14 protein-coding genes are annotated in these 15,486 nt (G+C 35.8%); all 14 read right to left on the bottom strand.

All coding sequences use genetic code 11. The features are described 5' to 3' along the window. Nucleotides 1-142: 142 nt before the first annotated feature. The 14 genes from ACI6PB_RS02075 to ACI6PB_RS02010 all read right to left on the bottom strand — a co-directional run bounded on the left by ACI6PB_RS02075 (nucleotide 143) and on the right by ACI6PB_RS02010 (nucleotide 15,227). Complete coding sequence (locus ACI6PB_RS02075) at nucleotides 143-1,108, bottom strand: N-acetylmuramoyl-L-alanine amidase family protein (RefSeq protein ID WP_025085377.1); 966 nt, start codon at nucleotides 1,106-1,108, stop codon at nucleotides 143-145. A 110-nt stretch (nucleotides 1,109-1,218) separates the two neighbouring features. Continuing rightward, the gene (locus ACI6PB_RS02070; protein ID WP_025085378.1) at nucleotides 1,219-1,701 is read right to left on the bottom strand and encodes a sigma-70 family RNA polymerase sigma factor; all 483 of its coding nucleotides are present in this window, start codon (nucleotides 1,699-1,701) and stop codon (nucleotides 1,219-1,221) included. Nucleotides 1,702-1,862: 161 nt separating this feature from the next. After that, nucleotides 1,863-2,612 (bottom strand): hypothetical protein, encoded by a 750-nt coding sequence (locus ACI6PB_RS02065; protein WP_056955789.1) that lies wholly within the window; start codon nucleotides 2,610-2,612, stop codon nucleotides 1,863-1,865. Between the two features lie 148 nt (nucleotides 2,613-2,760). Next, nucleotides 2,761-4,485: a glucosaminidase domain-containing protein gene (locus tag ACI6PB_RS02060; protein ID WP_404327692.1), complete on the bottom strand. Its 1,725-nt coding sequence runs from the start codon at nucleotides 4,483-4,485 to the stop codon at nucleotides 2,761-2,763. 120 nt (nucleotides 4,486-4,605) lie between these two features. Next, on the bottom strand, nucleotides 4,606-4,845 hold the full coding sequence (locus tag ACI6PB_RS02055) for a hypothetical protein (RefSeq protein ID WP_025085381.1): 240 nt from the start codon (nucleotides 4,843-4,845) through the stop codon (nucleotides 4,606-4,608). Between the two features lie 160 nt (nucleotides 4,846-5,005). Continuing rightward, nucleotides 5,006-6,025, bottom strand: a complete 1,020-nt coding sequence (locus ACI6PB_RS02050) for an acyltransferase (protein WP_025085382.1) — start codon at nucleotides 6,023-6,025, stop codon at nucleotides 5,006-5,008. Between the two features lie 92 nt (nucleotides 6,026-6,117). Further along, nucleotides 6,118-7,077, bottom strand: a complete 960-nt coding sequence (locus ACI6PB_RS02045) for an ABC transporter substrate-binding protein (RefSeq protein WP_404327691.1) — start codon at nucleotides 7,075-7,077, stop codon at nucleotides 6,118-6,120. A gap of 496 nt (nucleotides 7,078-7,573) precedes the next feature. Further along, entirely contained in the window at nucleotides 7,574-8,278 is a 705-nt protein-coding gene (locus tag ACI6PB_RS02040; protein WP_025085384.1) for an MgtC/SapB family protein, read from the bottom strand. 3 nt (nucleotides 8,279-8,281) lie between these two features. Further along, complete coding sequence (locus ACI6PB_RS02035; RefSeq protein WP_309510479.1) at nucleotides 8,282-9,109, bottom strand: PTS system mannose/fructose/sorbose family transporter subunit IID; 828 nt, start codon at nucleotides 9,107-9,109, stop codon at nucleotides 8,282-8,284. Then, nucleotides 9,106-9,951 carry a PTS mannose/fructose/sorbose/N-acetylgalactosamine transporter subunit IIC gene (locus ACI6PB_RS02030; RefSeq protein WP_404327690.1) on the bottom strand — a complete coding sequence of 282 codons (846 nt, stop codon included), beginning with the start codon at nucleotides 9,949-9,951 and terminating at the stop codon, nucleotides 9,106-9,108. Before ACI6PB_RS02030 ends, ACI6PB_RS02035 begins: the two co-directional genes overlap by 4 nt. A 20-nt stretch (nucleotides 9,952-9,971) precedes the next feature. Then, entirely contained in the window at nucleotides 9,972-10,466 is a 495-nt protein-coding gene (locus ACI6PB_RS02025) for a PTS sugar transporter subunit IIB (RefSeq protein ID WP_056953386.1), read from the bottom strand. Between the two features lie 15 nt (nucleotides 10,467-10,481). Beyond that, nucleotides 10,482-10,895, bottom strand: a complete 414-nt coding sequence (locus ACI6PB_RS02020; RefSeq protein WP_056953384.1) for a PTS sugar transporter subunit IIA — start codon at nucleotides 10,893-10,895, stop codon at nucleotides 10,482-10,484. Between the two features lie 132 nt (nucleotides 10,896-11,027). Further along, nucleotides 11,028-13,601: a sigma 54-interacting transcriptional regulator gene (locus ACI6PB_RS02015; protein WP_404327689.1), complete on the bottom strand. Its 2,574-nt coding sequence runs from the start codon at nucleotides 13,599-13,601 to the stop codon at nucleotides 11,028-11,030. Between the two features lie 141 nt (nucleotides 13,602-13,742). Next, nucleotides 13,743-15,227: a hypothetical protein gene (locus ACI6PB_RS02010; protein ID WP_404327688.1), complete on the bottom strand. Its 1,485-nt coding sequence runs from the start codon at nucleotides 15,225-15,227 to the stop codon at nucleotides 13,743-13,745. Between the last annotated feature and the right edge of the window lie 259 nt (nucleotides 15,228-15,486).

The following is a 15,486-nucleotide window of genomic DNA, read 5'->3' as shown; positions in this document are numbered from 1 at the left end:
TCACTCAATGCCTTTCTGAAGACAATTATACAACTTCCAGACTAACCCCTATTATGAAATAATCATAGCAAAAAAAGACCCGCTTTTCAGCGTGTCTTTTGTAATAATTTCTTATCAAAGAATATTTCATTTTATATTGAAATTATGCTAGTGGTTTGATAATTTGTCCAACTGAACTTTCAGGAACCCACTCATTAGTAGCAACACGATAATACTTAGTACCGTTGACTACTTTAGTTTGATCCATTTGCCAATCAGTACCAGTACCTAAAGCACGGTTCGTAATTCTAGACATAGTATCATTATTCAATGAATATAGAGAAATATATTCTTTCGAACCATCTTTAACTCTAAGAATTCCAATGTTACTTGCCTGGTTACCATTATTAGTATTAGCATTTCCACCGTTGTTAGTGTTACTGTCCTTTAATTGGTTATAATACTTACCAACTAAGTCATAGAACTGATCCATGCTGTAACCCCATTGAGCAAAGTAGCCAACTGGATCAGTATGATTTGTTTCTTTGTACATTCTTGAAACATCATTATGTGAAAGAACTGTCTTACCAGGTGTAAATGGTAATCCATATTGAACTAATCTAAAGGCTGCGTAGTAAGCTTGGTTAGCAACGGATCTAGCAAATTGATCTGTTGTATTTACACGACACAACTCAACTTGAATGTATTTGCTATTAGCAGTTTGACCTGCTCCCCAAACACCATAGTCAGCACTATGAATATTTATAATTTCTTTATCATCAACAAAAGCATGAACATAAGTTTGTGTTGTTGGCCATGACCAACTGAAGTATGAAACTTCATTTTCGGCTGTAGCACCAGGTGTTGCAGTTTCGTGAATAACGACCCCTTCTGGTTTACCAACACCGTTCTCGTAACCGAACATCTTGTTAAATGTTCCTGCACGATATTGAATTGAAACTGGTTTAATGTTGTTATTATTGATGTAATCGTTGATTGCTGAAGTTGCAGCTTGTGTTGTTTGAACTTGTGAACCTAGTTGTGGAACCACTTGTCCAACAGTTGCAAAACCGACACTTGCAAGTGTAGCTGAAGTAGCTAAACTTGTAATTAATTTCTTCGAAACCATAATATATATTTCCTTCCCAATGTTAATTTCCTTAACCCATAAATTATAACAATTTTCAAAGCATTTTTGACAAAAGTAACAAATATGTAAACAGATAGTAAAATTCGTTTTTAATTCATTGCTCGTAATTTATTCAAAAGCCTATCTCGTTGGTATCTGAGGTTACGAGTCGTCTGATGATGATATTGAGCAATTATTTTGAGTGAAATCCCATTCATGAAATGTTCTTGCAATATTTCTTTTTCCAATTCAGATAATTTTTGCCAATCAACAAAATCAATTTGAGTAATTTCTGATTCCGGTACCCTCTGAAAATCGAATTCTTCTAAACTATGAAAATCAAAATACTGTTTCTCTTGTCGCAACATATCGGTTAAACGCCAAACTAATTTTTGAAACACATACGGTTTAAATTTATCTGGATCTTGATTTCTCTGACAATATTTTAAATAAGTCTGTGCGTAAATAATCACTGCTTCTTGAAAATAATCTTCATAATCACAACGAGTCACATAAATATGAACTCGCTTCAAAGCTCCATAAATTAATTGTTGATTCTCTAATGCCTGCTGAAAGCCTAATTCTAGATTCATTGTGAGTATCTCCTAGTTTTACTCACAAGCGCTTGTGGTAACACTAGAATAACTAATTTGAACTAGAAAATTTAGTTGCTAAAACGCCCTAAAAATATAGTTTCTTTCCGACTAATCAAAAAAGAATGCCCATAAACGGCATTCTTTTTTGATTTTGGCAATTAATATAATTTTTTGATTCTGGTCAAATTCTGATGATAGTACTTCTTTGTTTCATTTTGGCCTAAACCTTCGATTCCTTGATTCATCAGCATAAATTCAATTAGATTCCAATAAAACATTGGCAAACTGTTTAATAAACAAATTCGAGAATGTAAGTCACACCGACATCGATCATACATCGAAAATAGTTTATTACATTCATATTCCAAATGACAACTGCCAATATTGATCATCATCCCTAATATTCTTAGGGAACACTTCATTAAAAAATAGACATTGTGTAATCTTCTTTCTAAAATTCCTCTTGGAAAGCCTAATTGAATCTTATGCCCACTTTTCGTAACAAAATAAGCTTTCTTTTCTACTTGTTCATAGCATTCCAAAAAGTGAACAGCAATCCAATCAGCATTGTTTCGACTAGCACCAGTCATTGGCATATAAGCCACATCCCCATACACAAAGGGTGTGTAATGCGTTATCCCATAGAAATCTACCAAGAATTTGGTCATGGCAAAACCTATTCCATTAATTAAATACATCTCATTCATAATTTGTTTAGTCGTTCGTGGATCTATAAAGGTATCTAACTCAGCATGAACTACAATTGTATTTCCCGGAATAGCAGTATCTGAAATATCCAATAAAGCCTCAATTTTATAATCTACTTTAAAATTTTCACAAAGTTTCAGTAAACTGGTTTTTCCCTTCGATATCACTTTTGACATCACTTCCAAATTTGGTTCATTCATCAGGATAATCCCTCCTGTTATATTTTCTCACATCTCGTGAGTACGTTAACAATATAACAAGAATGTATATTTTGAAGATACCGAAATATATAACTTTTTCAAAAAAATTTACGTAATTTGTACAAAAAAAAGAAGCCTCTGAGGGCTTCTAATCCGCACTGAAAATACAGTACTTCCCGTTGACCCAACCGGCATTTACTTTATACCAAGTTTGACCATCAACGATTTGTTTTGAGGTTACACGCCAAGTCGTACCATCGGCTAGACGAGTTCCCGTAAATTTATTATTGGCAGCAGGACTGTTATAGACGTTAACACCATATCCGGGGATATAGTTGATCCTAGCCATACCACTAACACTAGTTACATAGTTAGATCCTTTAACTTGAACATCATTAGCACTAACCCATTGATTAGTAGCTACACGATACCAAATAGAACCATCAGAATGAGTAGACTTCTGATCAATCTTCCAATCAGTTCTATTTGAAAGACTGACCGCCAAAAGATTATGTTTATCATCATAAACTTTAGCCCCTGGATTAGCGGTGATATTAACGATATCAGGATATGATACTACTTTATCCTTAGTATAGTCACCATTTGATTGTGTTGACTTCAAGGAAACATCGGTTGCTTTAATATAGCAATCGTTACCTACAAAGTAGAATTTATTACCCGAATTATCCAACACATACTTAGTTGTGATCCAAGCAGATTGATATGGCAAAACTCGATTTGTGGCCGTATTCAAGTTAGGCAAACGATAAACTACAGAACCGCTCTTGTTAATAATAATTGCTGTATCAGCAATATTAACTGGTGGATTAGTTTTTTCAGAATCTAATTGAACATCTGAAGCCTTCACGTATTCATTTGTCGAGACTTGATAATAAGTTGTCCCATCAGACTTAACGACTTTTGATGTAACTATCCATCTAGTGCCATTAGCTAAAGTACGATTAGCAGCTATTTTATCAGCATTTATATAAACATGTGCCGAATTCTTATTAGTTATTGTTACAACATCGTTTAATTTTGTTTGTGTACCTTCAATTGCATTTCCATTGTCAGTACCATTTGTACTGGCTTTTCCATCATATTGTGTCAAATTAGAACTCTCAATTATATTATTTAATACAGCCGCATAAGTTGGCGAAGTGGCATAACGTCCTTGTAACCAAGCTGTAGCATCCTTGTAAGAAGAGGTATTCTCTCTCCATGTACCCTTATAGAAAGCACTGTTTCCCTGAATACCATTACGTAGCTTATCACCATTATCGGCAAAAGATGCATAAACACTAGGATACTTTCTAAAGTTAGCATAAATAGTGTAGTAACCTTTATCGGCACTCCACTCTTGGGTTGGTAGTGAGACATATGAACCTTGATAGTCTCCTTTAATACCAAAGTAATTATTATATTGCGATGATAATACTGAAGTACCCCAACTACTTTCCAAAATAGATTGTGCCATCATTACTGAAGCATACAGATTGTATTTTGATGCAACTTGTTGTGCCTGTGGAGCAACCTTGGCTAAATAAGCCTTTTGTTGAGCAGTCGAAGCGCCCTTAGTTGTTCCAGCTTGTGTCAATGCAGCAACTGCATTAGCAGGCAAAACACTACTTCTGCCTGATTTTTGATTAGCCTCAATAGCATCGGCTGCATCCTCATTAATTGGTGCACCACTCTTGTCCATTACACTAGCAACAGTAGTGTCTTTAGTCTCAGATGTATTTTGATCTTGGTCATCAGTTTGATTACCCTCATCATCAGAAACAGCAGCCTTAACTGGAGAAGTATTAGAAGAAATACCCACAGCGGCTAAAAAACTTGCTAATGCCGTCGAGGCAACCCATTTTTTATTCATAATTTGTCTCCTCCCAAATTCTTGTATATCTAATGCTTAGACTACTATTTAATTTAGAATTCGACAATAAAACCTTAAGAAATTTGAATATTTTTAAACTTTTTTAATGATTTCAAATCACTAATCTTCAGTAGGAATGAATTCAACGTATTCAGCTTCAATCCATTCGCCATCTTCAGCGATACGATAAAATTCCTTTCCATCTTCACCTGTACCCTTGGCATCAGTATACCAAGCAGTTTGACCTTTAACGTATTTGTCTTGAAGCATTTTACGGTTAACTTCATAGTTATCAAATAAGAAAACAACGTAGCGATCGTCTTGAGTTACTTTAACGATTCCTTGTACTTTTTCAAGCATTGCAATACCACCTTTAAAGTTAATATTAGTTACATTATACATTAATGAGTGAAAAAATGACCCGCAATGATGAGCAAAAATAATGGCACCTATTCAGATTCTTCATTTTCCCTAATTATTACGGGAATTGAAATTCTGAATAGATGCCATTTTAATTTTTCTAAGTGAACAATCTCTTTACAACTGGTATCTTGCTTAAAATCAAAATTACTAATAGCGATAAGACAGTTGCTAAAACGAATACGTAAAGGAAGTTAGCATTTACATAATACTTCATAACTACTTGTATCGATAATCCGTGAACTAGATAGACTCCATAGGTCAACGGTGCTATCAATTCAATCACTCTTGCAAATCCCTTACCATAACTTGTTTCAAAACGTTTGAAAAGCATGAAGACTAATGCCGCAATAATCGGTGTATTGATGTTAGCAATAGTATTCAAAAATTGTAGACTTGGTTTCAAGCTGATAAAACTGATTAGAATATTAATCGCCATTAACACGGCCGCAATTAAGATATTCATATTAAGTTTTAAGGTATGCTTATCGATCTTGGAAATTCGGTAACCAATAAAGAAATATCCAATATCCTTAGAAACAACAACCCGTCCTAAATCAAAGGAATTGAAGTAAACTCCAATATTTTTAGGCGTTGTGGTTGTTAATGTTGGCAATGCAATATCAATGATGACCCAAAGAATTAGTAAATACATTAACATTTTGTCATCAATTTTATCGGCAATAGCTTTCAAAAACGGTGACAGCAAATACAAGGCAATCAATGGATACATGAACCAATATGCTATCAAAACTGGCTTATGATACATCATCAACAATGTATTGGTAAAATCTCCCATATCAACTGGACCTGACATGGCACGAGCCAAATAAGCTGACACGACTGACCAAAGTAAGAATGGTACGACAACTCTGACTAGACGATGCTTGAATAGGTATTTTAAATCATAAGTTTTTCTACTATTTAAAACCATAGCACCACTGATCATGAAAAAGAGTGGTACTGCAATTTCTGTCACTATAACGATGGAATTTACGACGCCCCACTTTAAGGTTGGTTGACGATTAGCTAAATCATCAGCACATGAATGTGCCAAAACCACCAATAACATCGCAAAGACTCTAATCGTATCAACATAGATTAGTCTTTTGTTCTTCAAGATATTTTCCTCAAATCAATTAAATAATAAGAATATTTTACCATTATTAGCTGGGCAAGAAAAAAGTTCATCCTTAGATGAACTTTTTTTGATTACTTCACTTGTCTAAGTTTCATATTAGCTTTCTTATAATTAATCTTGCCATTATATAACTTTTGTTGTTTAGCATACTTGAAAGCTTTCTTGAAATCAGATTTCTTAACCTTATGTATTGTCTTAAACTTAACATCCAGGTTATTCAACTTGGCAACAGCCTTGTCACTAGTTCCATAACTAGTAAAGGTCTTGTTAAGCATGATGTACATGTTACTCTTATTGATTTTTTTAACTTCTTGCTTGATAACGTTGCATAGAATATTAGTATTAGAAATATTCTTCTTAGCATAATCATTATTAACAATCAAAACATTGCCATTATCGGCACTGATCTTATCTTTACTTAAAACCTTGGCACCATTGACCTTAGCTTCAGTCATCGATGGATCTTGCAAAACGGCAGCATCGACACTACCACTCTTCAATGCACTGACACGATCTGCTTCAGAATCAACTTGCTTTAATTTAACACTAGATAATTTTAATCTGCTCTTCTTCAAAGCTTTCTTTAGATAGAACATTGAATAATCAGTTTTATCAACCGCAACTGTCTTACCCTTTAATTTCTTAACGTTCTTATATTTTTTGTTAGCAACTAAACCATAATAACCCGGCATAGTACCAGCAATTTTCCAATTGGAATGTTTCCTAGAAATTGCTGCATAATTTACCAAATCAGTCACAGCTGCATTAACCGTTCCATCGGCAATGGCACTGTTTAACTCTTTAGTAGAATCATAAGCTTTCATATCAACATTTAAATTGTTGTTCGTATAAGAATTTAAATCTTTACCCATCTCGGCAACAGCGGAAGGAATATTTTTAGTTGTTCCTATCGTATATTGTGCTTGATCTGTATCAGCAGCTTGAACGTTCTTTATCCCGACAAATGAGAATGAACTAAGTACTAAAAGACAAGCTACTAAAAAGATACTTATTTTCTTTAAGCTCTTCAATATAAAAACTCCCTTTTCATTATTCAAGTTTCATCATAACGTAAAGGGAGTTGTTTTTTCTACTATAAGTGTACTTATTGAACAAATCTTTATAATTTAAATTTTGGTTGGTGCTGGATGCCGTCCGTCCACAAAGATTTTGCTACCGACTAGTTTCACTTTTCTTATTTTATGTTTTTTCTACCTCAAAATTATCAACACTAAAAAATGTCCGTATTAACCAATATAAATTGGCTATACGGACGTTTCTTTCGAATTAAAATTAATTTTTAAGATGAAAAATAATAGACCAATTTATTCATCTCAAGCTAAACAATCAAAGTGAGATTCAATCTGGAGCAAAAATTGGGAATGCGTTCAGCTATGAGATCATTGTTACCGGCTTTGGAAATCCATTATTCTGCACGAAGTGTAAAATAATTAGTTTCAAATCGTGCCCATAGCGTTCCAACAGCATTCCCAATTTTTGTGGAAGACGGCATACTTCACAAAACCATTACACGTTAATAGTCTCCACCTTAACAATATTTTCATTCATTGATAGATTCTCAACGATATCTACGTAATCAACATTTTTGCCAAAATCAATCGAGTAAATGTTGGTATAAATACTATTGTTGTTATTCAATTTGGAAACGCGGAATTTCACATCTTCAACGGAGATTTTATTTTTCTTAAAGTAACCATCGATAAATTCCTTTGTTTCTACTTTTTGCTTATATTCAACTTTTAGTTTTCGTACCGGACTGATCCGGATAATCTTTTTCAAAAATGCTACCACACCAAACACCACCAAAAATCCACTTATTGCAATAATATAGTTACCCATGCCAATTGCGATTCCGATACAAGCTACGACCCAAAGGCTAGCTGCTGTGGTCAATCCTCGGATTGAATGATTTTCAACGATTATCGTTCCTGCACCGAGGAATCCAATTCCACTGACAACTTGCGCTATCAGTCTAGCTTCATCTACTCGCAGTATTCCTTTGTATTGAGGATATTGTTGAGCAACTGCTAATGCATTGAAGCCTAAGTTCTTCTGAATCATTGCGATGATACAAGCTCCTAAACAAACCAAGATGTGCGTCCTTAATCCGGCAGGTCGGTGTTTATAGGCTCGGTCGATCCCAATGGCTCCGGAAAAAACTGTTGCCATCAACAATCTTGTAATTACTGTGATGGCATCCAATTGAGTCATCAACTAAACAACACCAAGTAGTCCTAGGATAATAGCCAGAACTAAGACGCCTAATAGAATCCAGTTAACGTTAACTTTCTTGCTCAATAACCAGTAGCAAAGAAGTGTGATACTCAATGGAATCAAACCCTTGAATAGTTGATCTAAATAAGTTTGAATCAAGATTGGCTTGCCACCAGCAATAGGAACAGATAGCTTACTTTCAAACTTAACCATACTTGCAGTCATACTACCAATCATTAGAAGACCCAATGTACTTGCGGCCTTATTCAAAATCTTCATGCTTCCGTTAGCATAAATTTTTTCAATGAAGGATGAACCTAGTGAGAAGCCCATGTATGTTAAATAATATCTCGTTAAAATTGAAGGAATATTGTAAATCAATAGGAATAAGATTGGCCCTAAGATTGAACCTTGTGTAGCCAAACTGATACCAACGCCCGCGGCGATAACACGAATAACACCCCAGAAAATTGAATCACCAATACCTGATAGTGGACCCATCAAGGAAGTTTTCAAGGCAACAATTGATTCTGCATCGAAGTCTTTTTCTTGTGCGTTCTTCTTTTCCATGGAAGCAACTAATCCCATAACGAAGGTACCAACATTTTGAGTGATGTTGTACCAAGTTGTGTGACGCATCATGGCTTCACGTCTGCCCTCAGGATCGTCTTTGTAGTAACGATTCAAAGCAGGCGTAATTGAGTAAATAAAACCGGGAGCATGAGCTTTTGTAGCACCGGCACGACTGGCAAAAACGGTGAATGAACGCCAGAAGATACCATTTAACATCTTACGATCTTCTTTTGAAATATTTTCGTTTAATTTCATGAGAAAAAGTCCTCCTCTTCTTGTTCCTCAGCTGTTTCGTTGTTAGAAACTCCAGCTCCGGCAGCGGCTACTGGTCTCTTCTCTAATTCCTTTTGTTTGTTTTCCATATCCAATAATTGTTTGTCTTTGAAACTAATTACTAGAACTAAGATGATACCTAAAGCAGCTACAGCAACGGATGGTAAGTTGAGATAAGCTACCATGATGAAACCTAAGAAGAAATATGGAGCCAACTTCTTACTCCAAAGCATTCTCATCAAAATAGCGAATCCGACGGCTGGTAATAGTCCTCCAGTAGCTGAAAGTCCGGCCATCAGATTATCGGGAATACTATTGATCATATGTTGAACTGGTTTTGCCCCTTCAAGAACACTGAAAAATGTAATTAGTGAGAATACAAAGTAATTAATAAACCACATTGAATAATGCATGATTGCCATAGCACGAGGATTGTTATCCTTAGCATATTTATCAACAAGTGGTGCGAATAAGTTCATTACGACGTTCTTCATAAACATAGAAATAAAAGCGGCTAAAACTCCAATAGGCACAGCCAATGCCAAGGCAGCTTTTTCATTAACATTCAATACAATTGAGAATGTTGTGGCTAAAACCGTAGCGGTAACTGGTTCGGCTGATAAAGCACCACCGATATCAACAGCTCCCATGAAGATAGCTTCCAGTGAAGCCCCCATGATAATTCCGGCACGCATATCTCCAAAAATAATACCGGCAATACATCCAACAACAAGTGGACGTTCAATCATTGTTTGACCGAATAGCCAATTTCCACCGTAACAAACGAAAACGGTCAAAGCGGCTAAAAACGCTTCTCTATACATAATTATTTCCCCCTCAGGCCTTATTTATTTTTAAGCATTGAAGCAATTGAAGACTTAGGATTACTTGGAACAACTTGTTGAAAGACCGGAACATCTAATTTAGTTAATTCTTTCAAAGCTGCCAATTCCTTGTCACTCAACATCAACGTACTACCAACTTGATGGGTTTCACCTTCTGATTTATCAGCGAAACGACCAACGTTTGCTACATTAATACCATCAATATCAGAAACATTTTGAGCAATCTTCAAGGCATCGGCTACGTTGTTAGTTAAAGCAAACATACGCATTCCTTTACCCTTGGGATTGTTGAAAACTTTAATGGCATCATCAACTGATCTAATCAAAAGCTTTTTACCTGTTGGTGTAGCCATCTTCAAAGTCATTTGAACCATTTCGTTACTAGCTGCATTGTCGTTAGCAACGACGATTCCTGGTGTATCCAATTCTTTAGTCCAAACTAGGGCTACCTGTCCGTGAATTAAACGATCATCTACTCTTAATTGTGCAATCATAATTTCTTCCTCCAATTATTCTAAAAAACTGTCATCTGATAAATCTGTATCATCTTTTGGTTCTTCAACTAACTGTACTTGGCTAGCTGCAATCAATTCTTCCAGTTTTGTTTTGGTTATTGCCTCATTTTCCAAAACGACTGACAAAACAATTGGTAAATTTGTGCCAGTAATCACAAAAACATTTTCGTGGTCAGCAACTTCAAGCATGACCTTTTGATTTACACTTCCTCCAAATAAATCAGTGAAAATAATTCCCGTTTGACCATCTAGCCCGTCAATGAACTTTTTAATATCTGGTACATAGTCATGATCATCAACATAAGCATCGATTACTGTGACCTTATTTCCCATACCTGTTAATATTTCCAATGAACTCTGAACGCCACTGGCTAAATGACCATGACTCGCGATTAAAATTTTATTCATATCCCCTTACTCCTTGCATTGTCTTCACCTTTATATAAGCAAGTTTCATGCCAACTTTTAAAAAGCCTATTTTGACGACAAAAAGAGAGCTAGTGTTTAACGTTAAACACTAGCCCTCTTTTATTTTGAACACTAAAACAGTTGCTTGAACACTTCATACATCAGTGATAATTCATAGTCATTAACTTCCACATTGTACTTTAATTCCAAAGGTTGGAAGATACTCTTGGAAATCGAAATAAACTCTTGTTCATCTTCAGTTGGTTTAATCTCTGGCATTTTTTGTGATTTACGAATCATTAAACGTTCGATCATCAAAGCAATATGCATATAAAGATTAAGTTTAACTTTCCCATCCAATTTAAGATTGTAGTAACTCTCATACTTATAAATTACTGTTTCAACTTCTTTGATAATGATCTTAGGATTCAAGAAGCTCAAACGCTCACTGACTCCTTCAATCGAGAAGAAACGCAATAACTCTTGATTCAAATCGTCAATTGCATCAGCTTTTAAATATGGCGTCAACAATTTAGTCAACTTCTGTTCACCTTTGGCATCCAACAGATCATAAATATTGATATTGGGAATGTTGAAATCGTCCGGCAAACTGGTTGTCGTCAATACAAACAAAGTCGTATCAAAATAGTGATTATCATTTTGATGGATATTCTTCTTCAAATCATAGTAATCCAAGGTATTGATCTGAATATCCTTGGGGAAATAAGGCAACATTGTCTCTTTGATTTTTTCAGAAATTCCCAAACCAGAGATACAAGAAATAATGATATTCTTCTTATTCGAATAACCCGAATAATACTGACTGTGAATTTCATACTCACTTTCGGCCGCTGCGGCAATCTCTTTAAACTTCTCTTTGCTCTGAATTTTCAAAGCTACGTCCAAAGCTGTTGCAGTAGTTAAATTATCGATAACCAGTAAGTCACCATTCAAATGATTCTTAATCTCTGAATAAAGTTGATTAAGTGAACCCATGTCGACGATCATCACCGTACCGTTAGAAGTATCGTAAGAATCGAATAACGTCTTAGTCTTCTTAACAATATCAGCCAAGCCGGTATCAATCGGCATATCAATGGCATCAAAAATGTAATTTCCACAGAGTTGATTAACGACCGCCTGAATACTAGTAGCCGTGTATTCCCCATGTGCCAACAACAATCCTCGTAACTTCAAGGATTCATCGACATGTTCACTCAACAGAATTGCCAAAACAATTCCTAACGAATGGTACTTTGGCGTCAATTGATAATGAAGACTCTTAAAGAAACAATCTGCCACATGTACTGAACGTGGACACAGACTCTGTAATTTCTTGTCCAACTCGTTCAAGGTTTCCTCTGATAATAAGAAATTTGAACGGTACAACTTAAAAATAATCGAACTGATATCGGCAATATTTTTAATTCCGAAACGACGTTCAATCACTATTTTCATTTGTTTTTGAAACTTCAAGAAAGTTGGCTGATCCAACTCATTGATTTTCACTGACTGTTCTAACTTTTCAATATCGTGGATGGCTTTCTTACTTTGAAATTGAAAGTCATTTACATCCGAAGAACCCAGATTGCAGATAATCTGTTCCATCCTCTTTTGATAAGAATCGCTAATCGAAACTTCGGAAAAATTATATTGATGAGTCGGATCTATATCGACGAAATTTCCAGTATCGGATGCTTTTTGCTTGAGCATGACGGCATCAGACCGGATCTTAATTTCTGCATTATCCTTCTGGTCCTTATAGGCATTAGCACAACTAACTCGGATCATATTCTTCAAACGACCGATATTTCCATCAGTCTTTAAATTGATCAGAGATTCAATTACCCCATCATCAATCTTCAAAGGTTTTTGCATCTTTTGAGCTTCATGATAAAAAATTGAATAGATTAAACTCAAACGTTCATTTCGAGGCCGATTGTGGTAATCCGGTAAGTGAACCGCAATTGAAATTCGTCGACGGAAAGTTTCCAGTAAAACGTCGTCTGTTTTTTCCGTGGTGGCGAATAAGAAACGAACTCTAGAAGTCTTCGTCTGCTTGTTTTCACCCATGCGCATGAACGAGCCGCTATCGATAAAACTGAATAATTTTTCCTGATTCTCGCTTGATAGACGATGAACTTCATCAAGAAACAGATATCCACCATCAGCCTGTTCCAACAGACCACTCTTGTCCTCATTGGCACCTGTGAACGCACCTCGAACGTAACCGAACAAAATACTCGATAACAATTCTGGATTATTGGCGTAATCAGCACAATTCAAAGTCAGAAACGGAGCATTACTAGCAATTGATTTCGATGAAACGGCATAGTTATAAATCTGTTTAGCTAGAAAGCTCTTACCTACACCACTGTTACCAGTAATGATAATGCTCAAACCATTGGGTGGATAGTTAACTGCTGCCTCGCATTGAGAAACAACATTTTTCAAACTACCATTCGAACCGATAAAATCATTAAATGGCGAAATTCCCTTATTTGATTTTGATCCAGTTAAATCCCAAAGAACTGGTCTCCCCTCAATCTTTACGACCAATCCATCTTCCAATAACTGATTCAAATAGTGACTAGTGACCGATCGACTAAGATTAACTTGTTGCGAGATATCACTAGTATTGATTGGCAACGAGCGACTGTAATTCAAATCGTTCAGTTTCGTTAGTACCTCATATTTTGATTCCAAAATTGCGTGCCCCCCATTGTCGATAAAATTCCAACATAACAATTCTAGCTAATGTGATGGGATATATGCAACCGTTTTCTAAAAATGGTACAAAAAAAGAACTCGCATATGCGAGTTCTCTTAATATTCAATAATTAAAAATTATTTGAATGAAACGCCTTCACCGGCTTGTAGCCATTCGCTAGTAGCAACACGGTAGTAAGTCTTACCATCGGCACCCTTAGCAGTTCTGTCTACTCTCCATGCTGAAGGTGAGCCAAGATATTTGTTATCATAAGCCTTTCCTTCATCGTTGAACAATGCCATGAAGTAACCCTTGGCCTTTGTCAAAGTAGCAACACCTGAAACAGTCTTGATATCTGTCAAGCCTGAACCATTGTTACTGTTGTTGTCGTTACCGTTTGAGTAAACAACATCATCAGCATCGATCCATTCACCAGTAGCAACACGGTATTGTTTTTCACCGTTAGCATTTGTACGAACCTTGTCAGTTCTCCATGGTGTGTTTGCACCTAAAGCACGGTTAGCAATTGTTTGGTTGTCATCATTCTTTAGTGTGTAGTAGTTATGAGCAGTCTTTGTTGTAACAACACCTGTAGTATCTGTTGTTGTCCAACCAGCTGCTTCTGTTGAACCAGCATTAATTGTACGAACAAATGTTACTGTGGCACCGTCTGTAGCTGCTACAATGGCACCATTATTTGTATTTGCATATGAAATACCATTAATAGTATATGAACCGTCTGCAGTTTTAGCTTGAGCTGCTAGGTATGTGTCTAATGCACTACCTTTTGTTGCCTTAAGAGTGATACGTTGATAATAAGTTGTGTTAGCTTTAAATGTACCACTAGTTACATCAGCATCACCTTCAGTTGCTGAACCTTCAGCAGCCTTAAGTGTTGTAAAGTATTGGTTTGATGGTGTTACTGAAGCAACCTCATCAGTATTACCAACTAGTTCCTTACCGTTTTGATCCTTTAATGAAACGTTAAGTGAACTTTGTAGTTGTGTATTAGCTACCTTTGAGCCAGCTTCAACACTGATTGGTGTTGTGTAAGTAGCAGCAGCTTTTGTAACTGATGTTGTAGCAGCAGCCTTAGCATACTTGAAGTTGATTGTCTTTGTACCAGTAGCAGCAGCTGCATCAGCTGAAGTCTTGTATGAGTATCCAAGTTGAACTTGAACACCGCCACCCAATCTGTTTGCTAATCTTGTGTTAACATCACTTTGTGACATTGCACTACTGTCAACATTACCATTTGCATCAATAGCATATACTTGAACTGAAGTAATCTTTGTGTCAGTTGCCTTAGCAAAAGTATTGTTTTCATTTGCAGTACTTACTTGAGCATCTTTGATCAATGGATCAGAAGCAACGGCATCAGCTAAAAGTGATTGGTTGTTACCAACAGTCAGACCAAATGATGGAATTGTAGCATCTGTAGCATATGTCTTGTCGGCAAATTGATTCAACCAAACATTAGCATCTGCAGCATTTGTATAAGTTGCGTTTGTAGCAGCTTTTACAGTAGTTTCTGAAACAGTTGAAACAACAGGAGCAGCAACTGGTGCAACAGCTAGAAGTGTAGCAGCAGCGATTCCTGCATATTTAATAGATTTTTTCAATGTTAATCCTCCCCTGGACTACAAGAATTTATTATTTTTAATTGTCGTGGGCTATCCCACTGACAACCATTATATGAAACTCCGGCTTGTGAATCAACTGAAATTTAAAAAGTCACTGTTTTTGTAACATTTCTGTATTAAATATCACGATTTTGTAACATTCCATACACATTTACAGTCAAAATCGAATTTTTTCCAAGAAAAAAACTCTAATTGTCATGTAATTAACGTTTAAACAATGACTAGATTAATTTTGTTA

It is taken from the genome of Companilactobacillus paralimentarius (assembly GCF_963227125.1).
Classification (GTDB): Bacteria; Bacillota; Bacilli; order Lactobacillales; family Lactobacillaceae; genus Companilactobacillus; species Companilactobacillus paralimentarius.
The sequence above is the reverse complement of the archived record's forward strand: the minus strand, read 5'-3'. Positions and strand labels throughout refer to the sequence as shown.

What these genes read in the sequence shown, in the direction of transcription:
- ACI6PB_RS02030 (WP_404327690.1), bottom strand. Translation starts at nt 9,951, where the DNA reads ATGTATAGAGAAGCGTTTTTAGCCGCTTTGACCGTTTTCGTTTGTTAC.
- ACI6PB_RS02035 (WP_309510479.1), bottom strand. Translation starts at nt 9,109, where the DNA reads ATGAAATTAAACGAAAATATTTCAAAAGAAGATCGTAAGATGTTAAAT.
- ACI6PB_RS02060 (WP_404327692.1), bottom strand. Translation starts at nt 4,485, where the DNA reads ATGAATAAAAAATGGGTTGCCTCGACGGCATTAGCAAGTTTTTTAGCC.
- ACI6PB_RS02075 (WP_025085377.1), bottom strand. Translation starts at nt 1,108, where the DNA reads ATGGTTTCGAAGAAATTAATTACAAGTTTAGCTACTTCAGCTACACTT.
- ACI6PB_RS02065 (WP_056955789.1), bottom strand. Translation starts at nt 2,612, where the DNA reads ATGAATGAACCAAATTTGGAAGTGATGTCAAAAGTGATATCGAAGGGA.
- ACI6PB_RS02040 (WP_025085384.1), bottom strand. Translation starts at nt 8,278, where the DNA reads ATGACTCAATTGGATGCCATCACAGTAATTACAAGATTGTTGATGGCA.
- ACI6PB_RS02025 (WP_056953386.1), bottom strand. Translation starts at nt 10,466, where the DNA reads ATGATTGCACAATTAAGAGTAGATGATCGTTTAATTCACGGACAGGTA.
- ACI6PB_RS02070 (WP_025085378.1), bottom strand. Translation starts at nt 1,701, where the DNA reads ATGAATCTAGAATTAGGCTTTCAGCAGGCATTAGAGAATCAACAATTA.
- ACI6PB_RS02020 (WP_056953384.1), bottom strand. Translation starts at nt 10,895, where the DNA reads ATGAATAAAATTTTAATCGCGAGTCATGGTCATTTAGCCAGTGGCGTT.
- ACI6PB_RS02055 (WP_025085381.1), bottom strand. Translation starts at nt 4,845, where the DNA reads ATGCTTGAAAAAGTACAAGGAATCGTTAAAGTAACTCAAGACGATCGC.